We start from the raw sequence: 17702 nt of genomic DNA, 5'->3' as shown, positions 1-17702 counted from the left end.
TGTGCTCACTTATTTGATAGCAGACGGGTGCTTGGCCAGCGGCGTCACCGTGATCTTCATGAACGGGAACAAGGGCAGACGGCTCAAGGTGTCGTGCAGTTCATCGTTGCTTTCCACATCAAAGACGCTGTAGTTGGCATACTCGCCCACCACGCGCCACAGATGCGGCCATTTGCCGGAGTGCTGCAGCGCTTGTGAGTAGGCTTTCTCTTCGGCCTTGATACGTGCGGCCTCTTCTGCAGAAACGGTGGACGGAATATCAACAATCATGTGAACCAGATACAGCATGAGATGCCCTTTCGGTATAAAAATGCGCGGACTCAGGCCGCTGCAGCGCCGGCCAGGAAGTCCAGCACGGCTTTGTCGAAGGCTTGAGGAGCCTCCAGATTCGAGATATGGGATGCAGGCACCACCGCCAGACGCGATCCTGCGATGTCAGCCTGCATGGCCTGGGCGTCCGCCACCGTGCAAACCGGATCAAACTCGCCCGCCAGCAGCAGCGTGGGCACGGCGATACGCTCCAGATCGTTGCGCAGATCGGAAGCCGCCAGCGCATCGCAGCAGGACGCATAGCCTTCTGGATTGAGTCCGGAAAGCCCGTCCTGCATGCGCCTCACCATTGCGGGCTGCGCCTGGACACAGGCTTCAGTGAACCAGCGGCTCGGCGCGGACTCAGCCAGCGCCCTCATGCCGTCTGCGCCCTTGGCTCGCACCATCGCCGCGCGCTCGCGCCAGGCCTGCTCCGAACCAATCTTCGCGGCGCTGTTGCAAATCGCGATGGCACTGAAGCGCGGGCCTGCATGAATGCCCAGCCACAGTCCGGTATGACCGCCCATCGAGATGCCGCAGAACGCGGCCTGCTCGACCTGCAGCGCATCAAGCACCGCCAGCACATCCTGGCCCAGATCGCCAAAGTCGTAGGGGCCGGAGGTGACCGGACTGCCGCCATGGCCGCGCGTGTCGTAGCGGATCAGTCGATGTCTCTTGGACAACGCTGCCACTTGCGGATCCCACATCTCCAACGTCGTGCCCAGGGAATTGCTCAGAATAAAGGCCGGAGCGGCAGGATCCCCTTCGACGGCGACCCTGAATTCACCGCGCCGGGTATTCAATTGGAAAACAGAATGGTTCATGGCGCCTCCGCTCAATTCAGGGGCGTCGAAAATCTTGGTTGTCATGAAGATCGTGGGAGAAATTGAGCAGGTGGCTGCTCGGAACGCCGTAGCAGTGCTACTGGGTGACCGGCGCAGGCATGCTTATCCCGCCAACGCTCACCTGCGTTTTGTCGCGGCGGAAGTAGCGGATGCGGTCTTCATCCAGTGCCATCCCCAAACCTGGCGCCGTTGGCACCATGAGCTGGAAATCCGTGTACTGGAGAGGCTCGGCCAGAATTTCTTCCGTCAGTAGCAATGGGCCGAACAATTCGGTCCCCCATTGCAGATTGCGGAACGTGGCAAAGGCATGTGCCGACGCGATCGTGCCGACAGCGCCTTCCAGCATGGTGCCGCCATAGAGGCCTATACCTGCTGCATCGGCAATGGCGGCCACCTGCTGCGCAGCCTGCAGTCCGCCAGATTGTTCGATCTTCACGGCAAACACATCGGCCCCCGCCACGCGGGCCAGGGCAAAGGCCGAAGCCGGCCCGGTCAGCGACTCATCGGCCATCACGGCAATCGGGAAGCGTCCCTTCAAGCGCGCCAGCGCCTCAGCCGACGCAACCGGCTGCTCCACCAGTTCACAGCCAGCGTCTACCAGCCCAGCCAGGCCGCGCTGCGCATCCAGTTCGCTCCAAGCCATGTTCACATCCACCCGGACGGTACCGCGCTCGCCCAGCGCCTTCTTGATGGCAGCGACATGGGCCACATCATCGGCAACCGCACGGCGGCCGATCTTGAGCTTGAAAATCTGGTGACGGCGTTGCGCCAGCATGCGCTCCGCCTCATCGATATCCTTGGCCGTATCGCCCGAGGCCAGCGTCCATGCCACCGGCAGGCTGTCACGCACTCGGCCACCCAGCAGCTGAGACACCGGTAAGCCGGTGCGCTGGCCCAGGGCATCGAACAGTGCGGTTTCCACCGCACACTTGGCAAAACGATTGTCATGAATGGCCTTGCTCAACTTGGCCATGATCGCGGGCACCTGGCTGGCGTCGGATCCGAGCAGCAGCGGCGCGAAATAAGTGTCAATCGCCAGCTTCATGCCTTCCGGCGACTCGGCTCCATAGGCCAGGCCACCTATCGTCGTGCCTTCACCCACGCCCACCGTCCCATCCGAGCAGTACAGTCGGACCAGCATCAACGTCTGGCCGTTCATCGTCGCCATGGACAGCTGATGAGGACGAATCGTCGGCAAGTCCAGCAAAAAGGTTTCCACCCTCTCGATGACGGCTGAGGCTGCGGAAGATTGAAAGCGTTGCGTGTGTTGCATGGACTGAATTGAACAATGCGCCCCTTCGTCGATCCAACACCAAATTTGTCTAGTTCAATACCTAAAAGGTATAGTTTGTGATTTAATTCATAAAAATCAATGAATTAAGATCAGACGATCCCACGGAGATATGGTTTTCCCTTATGGATATCAGACAGCTTAAGTACTTCGTGGCCGTCGCCAACACCCGCAACTTCACGCGTGCGTCCGAGCAGCTTCATATTGCCCAGCCCCCGCTCAGCCGTCAGATTCAACTGCTGGAGGAGGAGCTCGGCGTCGAGCTTCTCCTGCGCAATAGCCGCCCCTTGCGGTTGACCGAGGCCGGGCGTGTTTTCTACGAGCAGGCACTGCAAATCATCAATCGTGTCGATCAGTTGAAGACAGCCACTCGGCAAATCGGCCTGCAGCAAAAGCAAACGCTGTCCATCGGCTTCGTCGCTTCCACGCTTTATGGAGGCCTGCCCGTACTCGTGCGCCAACTGCGCCATCACTATCCAGAGGTAGACATCCAGCTGGTGGAGCTGACGTCCATACAGCAGCTCGCGGCGCTGAAGTCGGGCCGGATCGATATCGGGTTCGGGCGCATCCGCAGCAATGAACCGTCCGTAGTCCGGACAGTGCTTAGGGAAGAACGCTTGGTTCTCGCCATTCCACCTGGGTCGCCACTCGCCGCCGATACAGGCCGAATCAGCTTAAAGGAGCTCAATGGTCAAAAGCTGATCGTCTATCCCAAAGAGCCGCGCCCAAGTTTTGCGGACCATGTGCTCAGTCTCTTGAACGACCAGGCCATCCACCCGTCCGAAGTGCATGAAGTGCGAGAAATCCAGACTGCATTGGGACTTGTCGCGGCAGAGTCCGGCCTGTGCCTGATCCCGGCATCTGCGCGCTTGCGCAACGACTTGCATTACCGCTTGGTTGATGATCCTGGAGCCACGTCGCCAATCATCCTGACGCACCGACTGAACGATAACGCTTGGTATATCGATGCCTTCAAGCAGTTGGTCGCCGACATGTATTCGGAAAAGCCTGCGTGGCTGGACGTTGACAACAGCTTCTTCCCTGCCACGGACTTCGCCACAGCAAAACCAAGCGCACCGGCATCACGCAAGAAAAAGAGCACCCGATAGCCGTCATAGGGCAATATGCACACTACCGCGCCGGCAGCCATCCACCGCGGATTACAGGTGCAGCCGCCCGGAAGCGCGCAGCAACTGGCTGATCCGCTGCGCAGCCTCGACAAGTTGAGGCAGCAGTTGCTCCTGCATCATCTGCTTGCTGGTACGGTTGGCTTGGCCGCTGATATTGAGTGCTGCCACAACCCGACCGGCCGCATTCTTCACGGGCGCGGCAATCGAGATCAGGCCCTCTTCCAATTCTTGGTCCACGAGCGCCCAGCCCTGAGTGCGTACCTCCAGAATACGCCGCAGCAGTCTCTCGTCGTCCTGCTCGGTCAATGCCGTGAAGCTCCGGCGTTCGCGCGCGTCCAACAGCGCCCGCAAGACCTCATCGCCTTCGCCGGCCAGCAGCACACGACCCATTGAGGTCCAGAAAGCGGGTAGGCGCGAGCCCACGCCGAGGTTGGTGCTCATGATCTTGTGTGTGTGCACGCGCATCACATAGACGATTTCATCGCCGTCGAGCACGGCTGCCGAGCAGGATTCACGCACCTCGTCGGACAGGCTCTCCATGATGGGCTCGGCCAGATTCCACAGCGGCGTGGAGCTTAGATAGGCAAAGCCCAGCTCCATGATGCGCGGCGTGAGCTGATAGAGCTTTCCATCGCTTCTTACATAGCCCAGCGTCTGCAGCGTCAGCAAGATGCGGCGCGCGCTGGCGCGCGTCAGCCCCGTGCTCGCAGCCACCTCGCTGAGCGTTTGCGTGGGCGCCTCGGCGCAGAACGAACGGATCACGCCCAGACCGCGCGCGAACGACTGCACATAGCCGTCACCAGGGCGCGGCAACTCCTCAGCACTCACAGGGTTGGTGGTGATGGCAAGTGTCTTTCTCATATCTATAATAATTCTATATACGAACATTTGTTCTACATGCGAACATTTTAATGCAAGGCCAGCGATTTCGCTAGGAAGGAGATATCAAAGTGATCAACAAAATTGCCGACACCATTGCCGATGCGCTATCGGGCATAGAGGACGGCTCCACCGTGCTGATCGGCGGCTTCGGCACCTCGGGCATTCCCGCCGAACTCATCGACGGTTTGATCGGGCAAGGCGCGCGTGAGCTCACCGTGGTCAACAACAACGCCGGCAACGGTGACACGGGCTTGGCCGCACTGCTCGAAAGCGGCGCAGTGCGCAAGATCATCTGCAGCTTCCCGCGTCAGGCCGACAGCTGGGTATTCGATGCGCTGTACCGCAACGGCAAGATCGAACTGGAACTCGTGCCTCAGGGCAATCTGGCCGAGCGCATGCGCGCTGCCGGCGCTGGCATCGGCGCCTTCTTCTGCCCCACGGGCTACGGCACAGAACTGGCCAAGGGCAAGGAAACGCGCGAAATCAACGGCAGGCACTACGTACTCGAGTACCCCATCCACGGCGACGTGGCGCTGATCAAGGCCGAGACGGGCGACCGCTGGGGCAATCTCAATTACCGCATGGCCGCACGCAATTTCGGCCCGGTCATGGCGGCCGCGGCCAAGCGCACCATCGCCACCGTGCACGAGATTGTGGAGCTGGGCCAGCTCGACCCCGAGGCCGTAGTAACCCCCGGCATCTACGTGAACAAAATCGTGAAGATTGCCCGTGTCGCCACACAGGCCGGCGGTTTCAAAAAATCAGCATAAAAACTTAGGAGACATCAGCGTGACTAGCCACCAAAAACGCAGCAAGCAGGAACTGGCCCAGCGCGTGGCACAGGACATTTTCGACGGTGCCTACGTCAACCTTGGCATTGGCATGCCCACCCAGGTGGCCAACTACATTCCAGAGGGCTGTGAGGTCATCTTGCACAGCGAGAACGGCATTCTGGGCATGGGCCCTGCGCCCACTGAGGGACTGGAAGACTACGACCTGATCAACGCTGGCAAACAGCCCGTGACCTTGCGGCCCGGCGGCTGCTACTTTCACCACGCCGACAGTTTCGCCATGATGCGCGGCGGCCATCTCGACATCTCGGTGCTCGGCGCCTTCCAGGTCTCTGCCACCGGCGACCTCGCCAACTGGAGCACCGGCGAGCCCGGCGCCATTCCCGCCGTGGGCGGCGCCATGGACCTGGCCGTGGGCGCCAAGTCCACCTGGGTGATGATGGACCTGCTGACCAAGACCGGCGAGTGCAAGGTGGTCGATACCTGCAGCTATCCCATCACGGGCCTCTCCTGCGTCAAGCGCATCTACACCGATCTGTGCACGCTGGAGTGCACGCCGCAAGGCCTGCGCCTGATTGATGCCGTGCCCGGCCTCTCGCATGCCGAGCTGGAAGAGATGACCGGCCTGCGCATCCAGCCCGCCATCCAGCAATAAGCATCCAAATGCGGTCCAGCCCTTGACCATCAAGCGCTGGCAGCTATCTTTTCCGGAATTTTTGAGGAGACACCATGACCCAAGCCTTCATCTGCGACGCCGTGCGCACCCCCTTCGGCCGCTACGGCGGCTCCCTTGCTGGCGTGCGCACCGACGACCTCGGCGCCGTGCCCATCAAGGCACTGATGGAACGCAATCCAGATGTCGATTGGAGCGCCGTGGCCGATGTGCTCTACGGCTGCGCCAACCAGGCCGGCGAGGACAACCGCAACGTCGCGCGCATGTCGGCGCTGCTGGCCGGCCTGCCCATCGCCGTACCCGGCGCCACCATCAACCGCCTGTGCGGCTCGGGCCTGGACGCCGTGGGTACAGCTGCGCGCGCCATCAAGGCCGGCGAAGCCCGCCTGATGATCGCCGGCGGCGTGGAGAGCATGAGCCGCGCGCCCTTCGTCATGCCCAAGGCCGAAAGCGCCTTCAGCCGCAGCAACGCGGTGTACGACACCACCATCGGCTGGCGCTTCGTCAACAAGCTGATGAAGGCGCAGTACGGCGTGGATTCCATGCCCGAAACGGCCGAGAACGTGGCCGACGATTTCAAGATCGAGCGCGAAGCCCAGGACCGCATGGCGCTGGCATCGCAGCAAAAGGCTGCCGCCGCCATCGCCGCAGGCTACCTGGCCCAGGAAATCGTACCTGTATCCATTGCCCAGAAAAAGGGCGACCCCATCATGGTGAGCCAGGACGAGCACCCGCGCGCCACCACCATCGAGGCGCTGGCCAAGCTCAAGGGCGTGGTTCGCGAAAATGGCACGGTGACCGCCGGCAATGCCAGCGGCGTGAACGACGGTGCCTGCGCGCTGCTGCTGGCCAATGAGGAGGCCGCCAAGCAGTACGGTCTGGTGCCGCGCGCCCGCGTGGTCGGCATGGCCACGGCCGGCGTGGCGCCACGCATCATGGGCTTCGGCCCGGCGCCCGCAGTGCGCAAGGTGTTGCAGCTCACCGGTCTTTCGCTGGCCCAGATGGACGTAATCGAACTCAACGAAGCCTTTGCCGCACAAGGCCTGGCCGTGATGCGCGACCTCGGCATCGCCGACGACGACCAGCGCGTCAACCAATGGGGTGGCGCCATTGCGCTGGGCCATCCACTCGGCGCCTCGGGCGCACGCCTGGCAACCACCGCAGTGAACCAACTGCACACGCTGGGCGGCCGCTACGCGCTGTGCACCATGTGCATAGGCGTGGGCCAAGGCATCGCCGTGATCCTCGAAAAGGTCTAAGAACGTGTTCACGATCTGAGACTTCCACCGAATAGAAACAGGAGCAGGCTTTGACACGGCAATGCCTGCTCTCCAAAAAATCAGGAGACATTCATGCGCACATCCCGAACCTTCACCCGCCGCCTCAGCCTGCAGGCCATCGCGGCAGCTTCCATGGCTGCACTGGGCGTCATGACCGCGCCTGCCGTCCGGGCACAGACCCAGACACGCGGCGACTTCCCCAACAAGCCCATCAGCATCGTCGTGCCCTTCTCCGCCGGCGGTACGACCGACATCCTGGCGCGCATCATGAGCCAAGGGCTGACGGCCGAGCTGGGCCAGCCCATTGTGGTGGACAACAAGCCCGGCGCCGGTGGCAACATCGGCGCGGCACTGGCCGCCAAGGCGCCAGCCGACGGCTACACCCTGTTCATGGGAACCGTGGGTACGCATGCCATCAACCAGGCACTGTACAAAAAGCTGCCCTACGACCCGGTGCAGGATTTCGTGCCGCTCACACGTGTGGCCACGGTGCCTAATCTGCTGGTGTCCCACCCCAACCAGCCGTTCAAGAGCGTCAAGGAACTGATCGCCTATGCCAAGGCCAATCCGGGCAAAGTGGCCTACGGCTCCCCCGGTGCCGGCGCTTCGCCCCATGTCTCGGGTGAGCTGTTTCGCAGCATGACGGGCACTGACCTGATGCATGTGCCTTACAAGGGCAGCGCGCCCGCCATGACCGACCTGCTGGGCAACCAGATCGCCATCATGTTCGACAACCTGCCCTCGGCCATCCAGCATGTGCGCTCGGGCAAGCTGCGCCCCATCGCCATTACCACGGCCAAGCGCTCGCCCGAACTGCCCGATGTGCCCACCATTGCCGAAGCCGGTGTGCCCGGCTACGAAGCCACCTCGTGGTTTGGCCTGTGGGTGCCGGCCAAGACGCCAGTCGATGTTCAAACCAAGCTTTACGCCGCCATTGTCAAGGTGCTCAAAGACCCTGTGGTGGCCAAGAAAATCACCGATCAGGGCGGCAACGTCGCCATAGACAGTCAGGAAGACTTCGCCAGATTCATTGCAGCCGAATCCAGGAAGTGGGGAAAAGTCGTCAAGGATTCCGGCGCTGAAATGTAGAGCGGCCCTGAACGAGCGCCGATTTTTTGAGGTCATTCCTCGAAACCCGTTGAGTTCCAGTATTCCAAGTATTGGCTTCGGGACTTGACCCCCTACAGACACCAGCGACCGGCCAGCCAGACCTTGCGCCAGCGGACGATGTTGACCCTATCAAAGAGTCCGGCCTGAAAAAATGGGTCGGCCTCGATAAACGCCTGGGCTGCTTCGCGCGTGTCCGGATCGACGAGGTACAGGCCCCCGCCCAGGTCGGAACCGTCGTCGTGCAGCTTGGTTTCCACAAGGCTGCGTCGGCGATAGCCGCTCCGGCTCTTTCCATAGACCAAAGCGCCTGCATGCTGCGATAGCCGCATTGCGGTGCGCAAAGGCATCGCCTTTGCGCACTCGGGCGTTCTTCTCGGGAAACAGAGATTGCACAAAGTCGGTGGTCTGCCGCAAGGCCAAGCCAAACAGGTTCTTGATGGTCAGGCAAAACTCAATGGCTGTATCCGAGAACTGCGGCTACGCCCGCGTTTGCCGCTGGCAGCGGCAAACCAAGACATGGTCTTGCCCAGCCAGATGCTCAAGGAGCCCCGAGCCTTGAGTGCTGCGCTGTACTGCTTCCAGTGGGCGGTGCGGCAGCAGGGCTTGGGCGACGAGGGCTGGCTCATCACCCGAGGCCAACAGGCGATTTATGCAACAATGCCAGTCAAACCAAGGCTGAATAAGGTCTGTTACAGGCCCATGCCCAGCACCGAATTGTCCCCATGCAATTCGCCTCCGCTGATGACGCTGGATTCGTCCGAAGCAAGAAACACGACTAGCTGGGCAATACGTTCAGGCATATATGTACGGCCTGTAGGATTGAGTTTGGGGTGGTGAAGGAGCATTTCCTTGGTCACGCCCTCCGGGTGCGTGGCCTGCAACATGGGCGTATAGATGCCATCCGGGTGCACCGAGTTGACGCGGATGGCATAGCCTCGTTTGCGGCAATGCAGAGCGCTTGCGCGGGTCAAGGCAGCCACGGCAGCCTTGCTGGCACTGTAGGCCGGAATTTATCCATGGGCATCCACGACGCTAGCGATGCGATGTTGATGATCGAGCCGCCGTGCTCCTTCATGGCTAGGATGCCTTGCTGGCAGCCAATGAACACCGATTCGGTATTGACCTGAAGCAGCTTGCGCAAGTCGGCAACCTTGCCGTTCTCGATATCACCGGCCAGCAGTATGCCCGCGTTGTTCACAAGCACATTGAGCTCACCAAAGGTCTTCAGGACGTCAGAAATGACCGTTTGCCAGGACTCTTCGCTGCTCACGTCGTGATGGATGAAGTGCGCGCGCTCGCCCAACTCGGCCACTAGCCTCATGCCCGCATCAACATTGATGTCGCTGATTGCTACCCTGGCGCCTTGCGCGTGCAACAGCCTGACTACTTCCAATCCCACGCCGCTGGCACCACCAGTGACCAGCGCGACATGCTTGGCAAAACGAGAGTTCATCTTGATATCTCCTTGGTCGATATGCGATGCGCAGCGAACTCTAGCCAAGTTGCTCAATGTGTTCATAGTCTGATTGGATGATGGATGCCAAGGCAAAGCTTTCTATGCTTTGGCCATTTGCTGGGACCGGGCACCGAGGGTGGAGCGCATGAGTCCGAAAGACTTGGCCGCTGCTGCTATGGGCGGAAGGTGGTCCCATGCTGCAGCCGTTTGACGGCAATTCCTTTTTTATCGTGAGGTGGTTATGCATCCGCAATTGAATTCTCCACAAACGGGAGTCGTCATCACTGGTGGAGCTTCTGGCATCGGGCTGGCCAGCGCTCGCTCGCTTGCTGTTGTAGGCCGCCCAGTGGCTTTGTTTGACATCGATGGCGCCAAGGCGCAGGCCGCTGCCGACGCCATTCATCGTGAATTCGGTGTGGCTGCGGTGGGGGTGGGTGTCGATCTGCGTGATGCCGCAGCGCTAGCCCCGGCACTCGATCAGGCCCGTGCCGCTTTGCCATGTATCGGGGGACTGGTGCATGCTGCAGGCACGGTGGACATGGGCTCGCTGGACGGCATCACGCCGGAAAACTGGGATGCTGGCATGAATGTGCATCTGCGTCCGCTGGCGTTGTTGACACAGGCCCTGCTACCGGACTTCCGCGCCAACCCAGGCTCGGCAGTGGTTGGTATCGCCTCGATCAATGCAACCTTGGGCAACAGCATCAATCCGATCTATAGCGCCGCCAAAGGAGGAATGCTGTCACTGATTCGTTCGCTGGCTGACCGCTTGGCAATGGACAAGGTGCGTATCAATGCAGTGTCACCTGGCCAGATCCTCACGCCCATGGTGATGCCGACGGTTCAGGCGCTTCCGCCCGGCACCTTCGAGCGCAGGATCTTGTTGGGTCGTCTGGGCATGCCAGAGGAAATTGGCAGGGTTGTGCGATTTCTGCTGTCGGACGAGGCCAGCTACATCACAGCAGCAGAGCTGGTGGTCGATGGGGGAAACATCTCCTCGCAGCGTTCTTGACTGCGGAGGCCTTTGGCTGTTCTTGTCCAAGGTAGGCTCTTAGAGCCGCTTGGACTGCCCCCAGGCAGGTAGACAGCCCCGCTCTATCTTCGCACTGTCCCTCATGCTCAACAATGACCGAGCTGTCTGCCTGTCTAGGAGCAGTCCACCCACCGATCGGCAACAGGCAAGCTGCTTGCCGCCAGTTGCCAACCGGTGTGATCCACTCTCTTACGCTGCCCGGAAGGGAAGTTCGCGCGGCGTATGACCGGTTAGCTTGGCGATGGCATTGGCAAATGCCGGCGCCAGCGGCGGCACACCCGGCTCGCCCATGCCGGTGGGAGCATCGGCACTGGGTACGATATGCACGGCAATCGCGGGCATGTCCGTCAAGCGGGCCACGGTGTAATCGTTGAAGTTGCCCTGCTCCACCTGCCCATCCTTGAATGTGATCGCAGCCCCGGGCAAACACATGCCCAGGCCCATCAAGGCCCCGCCCTGCACCTGAGCCTCGACGCTTCGCGGGTTCACCGCCAGATTGCAATGCACACCGGCTGTAACCGCATGCAGCTTGGGAGCCCCATCTTTCATCGATGCTTCCACCACATAGGCAACCACCGAATCGAAAGACTGATGCACGGCCACGCCCCAGGCCCTGCCTGCGGCCAACTGCCGTTTGCCGTAGCCCGACTTTTCGACAGCCAGCTGCAACGCGGCCTTGTGTCGCGGATGCTGGCTGCCAAACTGTTGCAGCCTATAGGCGACAGGATCCTGTTTGACTGCCCGAGCGATCTCGTCAATCAAGGTCTCCATCACATAAGCCGTGTGTGTAGACCCCACGCTACGCCACCAGAGCACCGGCGCATTGAGCTCGGGGTGATGCACCGAAAGCCGCATCGGCAGGTCGTAGGGCTCCTTCATGCCTTCAACCGTGGTGGTATCCACTCCGTCCTTGAGCATGAAGCCTTCAAACGCCGTGCCTTTGGCAAGCGACTGGCCTACGATCACATGATCCCAGGCGATCACCTTTCCCTTCTCGTCAAGGCCTATCTCGGCGCGATGCACATGCATGGGCCGGTAATAGCCCCCTTTCACATCGTCCTCGCGGCTCCAGATCATGCGCACCGGGGCGTCAATGCCAGATGCCCTAGCGGCCTTGGCAATCTCGCAGGCCTCGGCCACATAGTCGCTGCGCGGGTTGGCACGGCGACCGAAACCACCACCCGCCATCTGCACATTGACGCGGACGCTCTCCGGTGCCACCCCAAGCACGCGTGCAGCCGTCGCCACTTCCCAGCCCGGAGCCTGCGTGCCCAGCCATAGCTCAACCTTGGCGTCCTTGCCTGCACCGGTCACGCGCACCGTGCAGTTCAACGGCTCCATCGGCGTGTGGGCAAGATAGGGGAACACATATTCGGCACTGATTTTGTGAGCCGCAGCGCTCAGTGCCGAAACATCGGCATCGAATTTAAGCGCCCCCGGCTTGCCGGCCAACTCGCGATATTGAGCCAATTGCCGGGCCGAATCGACCTTGCCCACGGCACTGCTGTCCCATTGGATTTTCAGGGCATCGCGTCCCTGCTTGGCGGGCCAGTAACCATCGGCCAGCACCGCGACCAGCTCGCCGCCCCACACGCTGGGCACGCGGAGCACCGCACGCACGCCCTTGACGGCTTTGGCTGCCGCATCGTCCACCGCTTGAATCTTGCTGCCATACACCGGTGGATGCGCCACGACTGCGCTCAACATCCCCGGCAGATGCATGTCAATGCCGTAGGACTGTCTGCCACTGGACTTGGCACGCGCATCCAGCCGCCCCGTGGCATGGCCGATGATGCGAAAGTCTTTGACGTCCTTGAGCTTCACCTGCTGCGGAACAGGCATCTTCATGGCTTCATCTGCCAGCTCGCCGAAGCCCAGCTTCTTGCCCCGCGGCCCGATCACCTGCCCTGCCTGAGTGCGCAGGGACTGCGGGTCGACACCCCAGCGCTTGGCGGCCGTGGCCAACAGCATGGCGCGGGTGCGCGCCCCCAGCTCCCGATACTGAACATAGGAGTTCTTGATGGCAGTGGAGCCGCCCGTCAGGTGCATGCCCATGACCGGATCCACATAAGCGGGATCGGCATTGCCGTGCACACTGTGCACCTTGGACCAATCGGCATCCAGCTCTTCGGCCAGCACCATGGGCAGGCCGGTTTGCACACCCTGACCAAATTCCAGACGGTTGATGGTGACCGTCACCGCACCGTCACGATCAATCCTCACAAACGCCGCTGGCTGCTGGGTAGGCTTGAGTGCGCTGGCTAAAACCTGTTCGTCATTCTTCACCTGCGCCAGTGCAACTGCGGGAAATATGCCCAACGCAAAACCCGAGGCCGTCGCCAACTTGAGAAATTCGCGTCGCTCGAGCTTTGTACCGGCATCCATCGCGTCGGCAGCCAGTGTGCGCAGACCTTTGGGCAGGTCCGCAAGAACGTGGTTGGGTATAGGCATGGGATGTGCTCCTTCTTTTAGGCCGACAGGTTTTTGGCTGCATCGTGGATGGCGGCACGGATGCGTGCATAGGTTCCGCAGCGGCAGATATTGCCCGCCATGGCCGCATCGATATCCGCATCGCTCGGGTGGCGATTGCTTTTGAGCAGCGCCGTCGCGCTCATGATCTGCCCGCTCTGGCAGTAACCGCATTGCGCCACATCGTTGCGCACCCACGCGTCCTCAACGGCCTTACCCACCTTGTCGGCGGCCTGCGCTTCGATGGTGTCGATTTTTTGCCCTTGCGCCGCCGAGATGGGCGTGATGCAAGACCGGATGGCCTGGCCGTTCAGATGCACGGTGCACGCACCGCACATGGCCATGCCACAACCAAATTTGGTTCCGGCCATACCCAGCGTGTCACGCAAGGTCCAGAGAATGGGCGTTGACGGATCCACATCGGCCGATGCGGGCTTGCCGTTGAGAGTGAATTGGACAGGCATGGGAAGTGCTTTCTTGTTTGCTATTCAACGCAGGAGCCACCGCGCAAGCGCATGCATTGCACGAAGCAAACGCAGTGTGCGCCAGGCAATGCAAAAGAAAAAGTCAAGCAATCTATTTACGTTATTAAGCTTTGCTTAAAAATAGACAGTATGAAGCCCGAAATACTCGCCTATCTTGCTGCCTTTGAGCAAGTGGCCCAGCATCGCAGTCTGACCTATGCCGCCCACGCCATAGGGGTCACGCCGGCCGCGCTGTCCCAAACCATCAAAAAGCTGGAAACCCGTCTGGATGTGCGCTTGTTCGATCGAACAACGCGCAGCGTCAATCTGACAGAAGCCGGAAGAATCTATCTGGAGCGCATTTCCCCGGCTCTCGCCAACCTGCGCGAGGCGACAGAGGATCTTCAGCTCAAGGCGGGCGTCGAAGGCGGCACGCTGCGCCTGACCATCTCCCACCCCGCAGGCCAGGTGCTGGTCGAGCCCATGCTCGCCGAGTTCTTTGCACACCATCCACACATTCATGTCGAGCTGGTCTATGACGATGGTTTTGTGGACATCGTGAGAGAAGGGTTTGACATCGGCATACGCAATGGCGAATCGCTGGAGGGCGATATGGTTGCCGTGCCACTCACGCAGGACCTGACCATGTGCTTTGGCGCGTCCCCTGCCTATCTCAGAACGCACGGCATGCCCCAGCACCCCGATGAGTTGCAGCAGCACCTATGCATCAACTACCGCATGAGCAGTAGCGGCGCAGTCTACAAGTGGGAATTCAATATCGACGGCAAGCTCAGCGAACGAGCCGTGAGCGGGCCGCTGACCGTCAACCACGGCAACACGGCCATGCGCGCCGCCCTGGATGGCATCGGCCTGGTCACCGGCTGGCGCGAATCCATGACCGAGGCATTCGATTCCGGCCAGCTGGTTGAGGTGCTGAAACCCTATTGGGCAAGCTTCCCCGGCTTTTATGCCTATTACCCGCACCGCACGCACCTGCCGCTCAAGACCCGGATATTTCTGGATTTTCTGGTCCGGCATGTGCAGCGCAACGGCTTGTCCAAGCTGGCCTATGGGCAGTCCAAAAGATAGACCTGTCGCCTGCCCGGGGGTAGTCCATGTGCGGGTGCTGACCATCCTTGACCTGCGTTCCGCTCAGTGTTGAGCGGCATGCTTTCGTTGCAGTCTTTTGATTTCCGGAGGGAAACGGCTGCTTTGTAGCAATTGCTGCTGCTTGCTACCGACTATGGTGCTCAAGCTCTCTGAGCGAGTCCGTTGGCAGTGCCCAACGAATTTCCTTATTCGATACCCTCTCATAGATCCCGACGAATCAACGCGCCGGTAAACAGCACTGGTCCGGTGGGGCCTGTTTCGCTGGGAACTCCTCCCTTAGGCTCTAAGCTGATGGCCAGGGCTGGTACTGTCTGTACCTCAGCCTCTTGCGCGCTCAGCTGGTCCAGCCGTCCGGAGCCCAGCACCCCCAGTGATCGGGGTGCACCTTGCTGAGGCAAAGCCCACAGTTGCAGAGATTTGTTCGAGGCTTCCTGGTAGCTCCCCACACGTTGCAGCACTAGCCGCTTATGCAAAGGATCGAACGTCACCAGCATGGAGGCATCGGCTTTACCGTCAGCCAGTACCGCCACATATTGAATCTGAGGTACGGCCTGCAAGGCAGTTTGTGTGGTCTGGAGCTGTGTTTGCAGTGAGGACAGTTGCTGCTGCGAGGCCTCCTTCAGTCCTTGGTGCGACCACAACCCCACAGATACCGCGACCACGGTGGCCAGACCGCCCGCCAATGCGGCGCTGCGCCACCAAGCAAGCATGCCCGCAGACGGCTTGGCCGCGGCAGTCTCTCGTTGATGAGCCATCAAAGCGGTAGTTCTATCGGCTTGTAGCTGATTGTTGATGCGAACCCAAACGGCCGGATCTGGCTGTACCGGCGCCTGTACTTCCGCAAACGCTGACCAACGGCCTTGCCAGAGGAGGGCAGCGGCCCGCACCTGGGCATGCTCGCGCGCCTGCTGTTCAAAGCGCCGACGTGCACCACCGCGCAACGAACCCAAGGCATATGCCGCAGCCAGGCGATCTAACAGTTCGGGATTTTGAGTCAGTTTCATGATTGCAACTCCCGGTACTCACACATGGCGGGCCATGCACTTGCGCAGTTGCTCCAGGCTGCGACGCATCCACGTTTTGACCGTACCCAATGGCAGTTTCAGATACTTGGCCAGTTCACTATGGCTAAGGTCGCGCAGGTAGGCTAGGCTCACCATTTGACGCTGTGCATGCTCCAGACGCTCCAGGCACTGATGTAGTGCTGTCGCCTGCTCACTGGCCTCCACCCACTGCATGGGGCCCCGCGCATCGTGGTTCTCCGGTAGAGCGTCCATGTCGTCGATTGGAGCGTTGACATGCAGCCGCTCGGACCGACGTCGGCGTAAAAAATCCAGAGCCCGGCTGCGCACAACCATCCCCATCCAGGCTAGAGGTGGGCTGAGTGAGTCGCGGTATGCTCCCGCGCTGCGCCAGATGCTTAGAAAGCTGTCCTGTAGTACATCCTCGGCCCATTCCTTGTTGCCAACAATGCGCAGCGCCAGACCATACAGCCGCGAAGCGGTCTGGTCGTACAAATGCTTGAGAGCAGCCTCATCACCGACTGCGACACGGTCTAGCAGGCTCATCAGTTCGTCGTCCGGTGTATTGGTGCTCATTCGGCCATTGTGATCAGAACCCTCTCCTTGCGGCGGTGCTGTTGGATTGCTGCCAACGCGTTTGCCTCTCTCGCCTATATCCATATACGCAGCATCGCGCTCTTTGGATGCAGGAACCCTGCGATCCCCCTTCAAGAAATATTTGCTGAAACTTGAATCCAGTTGCTGGCGGGCTGCGTATTCCAAGTGTCAGACACAGCAATGTGCCGACACAGCCCCACATGCAACTAGGAGTCATCATGAGCACCAATTACTTTGAAGGCCGTTCTTCCCCCATGGCCTCGCGTCGCGGATTTCTGGGCACTACCGGCACCTTGTCCGCAGTGGCAGTCGCCATGCTCGCGGGCCGTGAGGCCTTGGCACAGGGAATGGGCAACGATCCGGCCAGGGATGTGTCCATCCTCAATGTGGCCCTGGGCTTGGAGCATGAGGCCATCAATGCATATCAGCTGGGGGCGGGAAGCGGCCTGCTGCAAAAGCCGGTGTTGGACGTAGCACTGCTATTCCAAAGCCATCACAAGGCCCACCGTGATGCCTTAATCGCCACTATCCAAAAACTGGGAGGCAAGCCGGTCGCCGAGGCTTCGATGCAGACCTATGCCGAGTCACTGAGGGCCGGCACCCTCAAGAGCCAAAACGATGTACTGGCACTCGCAGCACGACTGGAGCTCGGAGCGACCAATGCCTACCTGGGCGTCATTACCGCCTTTGAGAGCCGTGACCTGGCCAAGGTCGCTGGACGCCTGGCTGCCGATGAAAGCATGCACTACACTGCATTGACCTCGGCCCTTGGTCGCCCCCTGCCGACCAATGCCTTGTCATTTGGTGGCTGAACGTCGTTCGCAATACCCTGGGCACCGGACACGCCACCAGTGCCTTGTGTCATCAGTTCGCTTGAGTAAATTCTCATTGGGGACTGAACTAGTCGACAGCGGCCTGCATGAGGCAAGACTCCCCTAGTCACAACCAGAAGGGTTGGAATCTGGCCTCATGCACTCGCCCAGAAAGAGGTGTTGACAGGCTGCTTCTGGCCGATTCTGTTGAAAAACTCGAAAGCTGTTGAGCAGCCTACGTCGGTCGGAAAATCGACCTCTCAGATCGCTCTAGGAGCGGCGATCTCACATGCGGGAAGGGGTAAGGCACTCCCAAAAACATGATTCAAGGAGGTGCTAGGGAGTTTTTCAACAGAATCGGCCGGTAGCAGCCGGCGGCCGAGGACTACTGACGACCCGTTGCTGCCTTTCGCAGGCTGCCGCCCTAG

The 17702-nt window shown here is 60.5% G+C and carries 19 protein-coding genes and 1 pseudogene; 8 read left to right on the top strand and 12 right to left on the bottom strand.

All coding sequences use genetic code 11. The features are described from left to right. Nucleotides 1-9: 9 nt before the first annotated feature. The 3 genes from catC to AB6724_RS13785 form a co-directional block, all read right to left on the bottom strand. Nucleotides 10-288 carry a muconolactone Delta-isomerase gene (catC, locus tag AB6724_RS13795; RefSeq protein WP_369339103.1) on the bottom strand — a complete coding sequence of 93 codons (279 nt, stop codon included), beginning with the start codon at nt 286-288 and terminating at the stop codon, nt 10-12. A 32-nt stretch (nt 289-320) separates the two neighbouring features. Next, a complete protein-coding gene (pcaD, locus tag AB6724_RS13790; RefSeq protein WP_369339140.1) occupies nt 321-1133 on the bottom strand; it encodes a 3-oxoadipate enol-lactonase in 813 nt (270 codons plus the stop codon). A 97-nt stretch (nt 1134-1230) separates the two neighbouring features. Beyond that, nucleotides 1231-2427 carry a muconate/chloromuconate family cycloisomerase gene (locus AB6724_RS13785; RefSeq protein WP_369339102.1) on the bottom strand — a complete coding sequence of 399 codons (1197 nt, stop codon included), beginning with the start codon at nt 2425-2427 and terminating at the stop codon, nt 1231-1233. Between the two features lie 143 nt (nt 2428-2570). On the opposite strand from AB6724_RS13785, the gene AB6724_RS13780 reads away from it, so the two are divergent. Beyond that, on the top strand, nt 2571-3554 hold the full coding sequence (locus AB6724_RS13780; RefSeq protein WP_369339101.1) for a LysR substrate-binding domain-containing protein: 984 nt from the start codon (nt 2571-2573) through the stop codon (nt 3552-3554). 51 nt (nt 3555-3605) lie between these two features. On the opposite strand, the gene AB6724_RS13775 is transcribed toward AB6724_RS13780, so the two are convergent. Next, a complete protein-coding gene (locus AB6724_RS13775; protein WP_369339100.1) occupies nt 3606-4436 on the bottom strand; it encodes an IclR family transcriptional regulator domain-containing protein in 831 nt (276 codons plus the stop codon). An 89-nt stretch (nt 4437-4525) separates the two neighbouring features. Between AB6724_RS13775 and AB6724_RS13770 the strand changes: the two genes are divergently transcribed. From AB6724_RS13770 to AB6724_RS13755, 4 genes are all read left to right on the top strand, one after another. Next, nucleotides 4526-5227, top strand: coding sequence for a 3-oxoacid CoA-transferase subunit A (locus AB6724_RS13770; protein ID WP_369339099.1), 702 nt, complete (start codon nt 4526-4528; stop codon nt 5225-5227). 19 nt (nt 5228-5246) lie between these two features. Next, on the top strand, nt 5247-5903 hold the full coding sequence (locus tag AB6724_RS13765) for a 3-oxoacid CoA-transferase subunit B (protein WP_369339098.1): 657 nt from the start codon (nt 5247-5249) through the stop codon (nt 5901-5903). A gap of 74 nt (nt 5904-5977) precedes the next feature. Further along, nucleotides 5978-7180 (top strand): 3-oxoadipyl-CoA thiolase, encoded by a 1203-nt coding sequence (gene pcaF, locus AB6724_RS13760; RefSeq protein WP_369339097.1) that lies wholly within the window; start codon nt 5978-5980, stop codon nt 7178-7180. Between the two features lie 93 nt (nt 7181-7273). Continuing rightward, nucleotides 7274-8290: a Bug family tripartite tricarboxylate transporter substrate binding protein gene (locus tag AB6724_RS13755; RefSeq protein ID WP_369339096.1), complete on the top strand. Its 1017-nt coding sequence runs from the start codon at nt 7274-7276 to the stop codon at nt 8288-8290. 92 nt (nt 8291-8382) lie between these two features. Here the strand turns inward: AB6724_RS13755 and AB6724_RS13750 are convergent, their stop codons facing one another. The 4 genes and pseudogenes from AB6724_RS13750 to AB6724_RS13735 all read right to left on the bottom strand — a co-directional run bounded on the left by AB6724_RS13750 (nt 8383) and on the right by AB6724_RS13735 (nt 9764). Beyond that, nucleotides 8383-8568, bottom strand: coding sequence for a YciI family protein (locus AB6724_RS13750; protein WP_439329869.1), 186 nt, complete (start codon nt 8566-8568; stop codon nt 8383-8385). Between the two features lie 124 nt (nt 8569-8692). Then, nucleotides 8693-8937: pseudogene (locus AB6724_RS13745) on the bottom strand (transposase); the annotation flags it as partial. 63 nt (nt 8938-9000) lie between these two features. Beyond that, nucleotides 9001-9291, bottom strand: a complete 291-nt coding sequence (locus AB6724_RS13740) for an SDR family oxidoreductase (RefSeq protein WP_369339095.1) — start codon at nt 9289-9291, stop codon at nt 9001-9003. After that, entirely contained in the window at nt 9279-9764 is a 486-nt protein-coding gene (locus tag AB6724_RS13735; protein WP_369339094.1) for an SDR family NAD(P)-dependent oxidoreductase, read from the bottom strand. Before AB6724_RS13735 ends, AB6724_RS13740 begins: the two co-directional genes overlap by 13 nt. Nucleotides 9765-10008: 244 nt before the next feature. On the opposite strand from AB6724_RS13735, the gene AB6724_RS13730 reads away from it, so the two are divergent. Beyond that, nucleotides 10009-10779 carry an SDR family NAD(P)-dependent oxidoreductase gene (locus AB6724_RS13730; RefSeq protein ID WP_369339093.1) on the top strand — a complete coding sequence of 257 codons (771 nt, stop codon included), beginning with the start codon at nt 10009-10011 and terminating at the stop codon, nt 10777-10779. 210 nt (nt 10780-10989) lie between these two features. On the opposite strand, the gene AB6724_RS13725 is transcribed toward AB6724_RS13730, so the two are convergent. Together AB6724_RS13725 and AB6724_RS13720 are read right to left on the bottom strand one after the other, a co-directional pair. Further along, nucleotides 10990-13251, bottom strand: coding sequence for a xanthine dehydrogenase family protein molybdopterin-binding subunit (locus AB6724_RS13725; protein ID WP_369339092.1), 2262 nt, complete (start codon nt 13249-13251; stop codon nt 10990-10992). A gap of 17 nt (nt 13252-13268) precedes the next feature. Further along, on the bottom strand, nt 13269-13733 hold the full coding sequence (locus AB6724_RS13720) for a (2Fe-2S)-binding protein (RefSeq protein ID WP_369339091.1): 465 nt from the start codon (nt 13731-13733) through the stop codon (nt 13269-13271). Between the two features lie 51 nt (nt 13734-13784). Between AB6724_RS13720 and AB6724_RS13715 the strand changes: the two genes are divergently transcribed. Further along, nucleotides 13785-14822 (top strand): LysR family transcriptional regulator, encoded by a 1038-nt coding sequence (locus tag AB6724_RS13715; protein WP_369339090.1) that lies wholly within the window; start codon nt 13785-13787, stop codon nt 14820-14822. A gap of 221 nt (nt 14823-15043) precedes the next feature. On the opposite strand, the gene AB6724_RS13710 is transcribed toward AB6724_RS13715, so the two are convergent. Continuing rightward, on the bottom strand, nt 15044-15847 hold the full coding sequence (locus AB6724_RS13710; RefSeq protein WP_369339089.1) for an anti-sigma factor: 804 nt from the start codon (nt 15845-15847) through the stop codon (nt 15044-15046). Nucleotides 15848-15865: 18 nt separating this feature from the next. Next, nucleotides 15866-16441, bottom strand: coding sequence for an RNA polymerase sigma factor (locus AB6724_RS13705; protein WP_369339088.1), 576 nt, complete (start codon nt 16439-16441; stop codon nt 15866-15868). A gap of 239 nt (nt 16442-16680) precedes the next feature. Here AB6724_RS13705 and AB6724_RS13700 point away from each other — a divergent pair, with 239 nt between their 5' ends. Further along, nucleotides 16681-17274, top strand: a complete 594-nt coding sequence (locus AB6724_RS13700; protein ID WP_369339087.1) for a ferritin-like domain-containing protein — start codon at nt 16681-16683, stop codon at nt 17272-17274. The last annotated feature ends 428 nt before the right edge of the window (nt 17275-17702 follow it).

This window comes from Comamonas guangdongensis (genome assembly GCF_041079535.1).
Lineage (GTDB): Bacteria > Pseudomonadota > Gammaproteobacteria > Burkholderiales > Burkholderiaceae_C > Comamonas > Comamonas guangdongensis.
This window is presented reverse-complemented; position numbering and strand designations above follow the sequence as displayed.

Excerpts from the sequence above, each read along its gene's own strand:
- AB6724_RS13785 (WP_369339102.1), bottom strand. The coding sequence starts at position 2,427 with ATGCAACACACGCAACGCTTTCAATCTTCCGCAGCCTCAGCCGTCATC.
- AB6724_RS13710 (WP_369339089.1), bottom strand. The coding sequence starts at position 15,847 with ATGAAACTGACTCAAAATCCCGAACTGTTAGATCGCCTGGCTGCGGCA.
- pcaD (WP_369339140.1), bottom strand. The coding sequence starts at position 1,133 with ATGAACCATTCTGTTTTCCAATTGAATACCCGGCGCGGTGAATTCAGG.
- AB6724_RS13720 (WP_369339091.1), bottom strand. The coding sequence starts at position 13,733 with ATGCCTGTCCAATTCACTCTCAACGGCAAGCCCGCATCGGCCGATGTG.
- AB6724_RS13725 (WP_369339092.1), bottom strand. The coding sequence starts at position 13,251 with ATGCCTATACCCAACCACGTTCTTGCGGACCTGCCCAAAGGTCTGCGC.
- AB6724_RS13735 (WP_369339094.1), bottom strand. The coding sequence starts at position 9,764 with ATGAACTCTCGTTTTGCCAAGCATGTCGCGCTGGTCACTGGTGGTGCC.
- AB6724_RS13705 (WP_369339088.1), bottom strand. The coding sequence starts at position 16,441 with ATGAGCACCAATACACCGGACGACGAACTGATGAGCCTGCTAGACCGT.
- AB6724_RS13700 (WP_369339087.1), top strand. The coding sequence starts at position 16,681 with ATGAGCACCAATTACTTTGAAGGCCGTTCTTCCCCCATGGCCTCGCGT.
- AB6724_RS13730 (WP_369339093.1), top strand. The coding sequence starts at position 10,009 with ATGCATCCGCAATTGAATTCTCCACAAACGGGAGTCGTCATCACTGGT.
- AB6724_RS13715 (WP_369339090.1), top strand. The coding sequence starts at position 13,785 with ATGCATTGCACGAAGCAAACGCAGTGTGCGCCAGGCAATGCAAAAGAA.
- pcaF (WP_369339097.1), top strand. The coding sequence starts at position 5,978 with ATGACCCAAGCCTTCATCTGCGACGCCGTGCGCACCCCCTTCGGCCGC.
- catC (WP_369339103.1), bottom strand. The coding sequence starts at position 288 with ATGCTGTATCTGGTTCACATGATTGTTGATATTCCGTCCACCGTTTCT.
- AB6724_RS13775 (WP_369339100.1), bottom strand. The coding sequence starts at position 4,436 with ATGAGAAAGACACTTGCCATCACCACCAACCCTGTGAGTGCTGAGGAG.
- AB6724_RS13780 (WP_369339101.1), top strand. The coding sequence starts at position 2,571 with ATGGATATCAGACAGCTTAAGTACTTCGTGGCCGTCGCCAACACCCGC.
- AB6724_RS13755 (WP_369339096.1), top strand. The coding sequence starts at position 7,274 with ATGCGCACATCCCGAACCTTCACCCGCCGCCTCAGCCTGCAGGCCATC.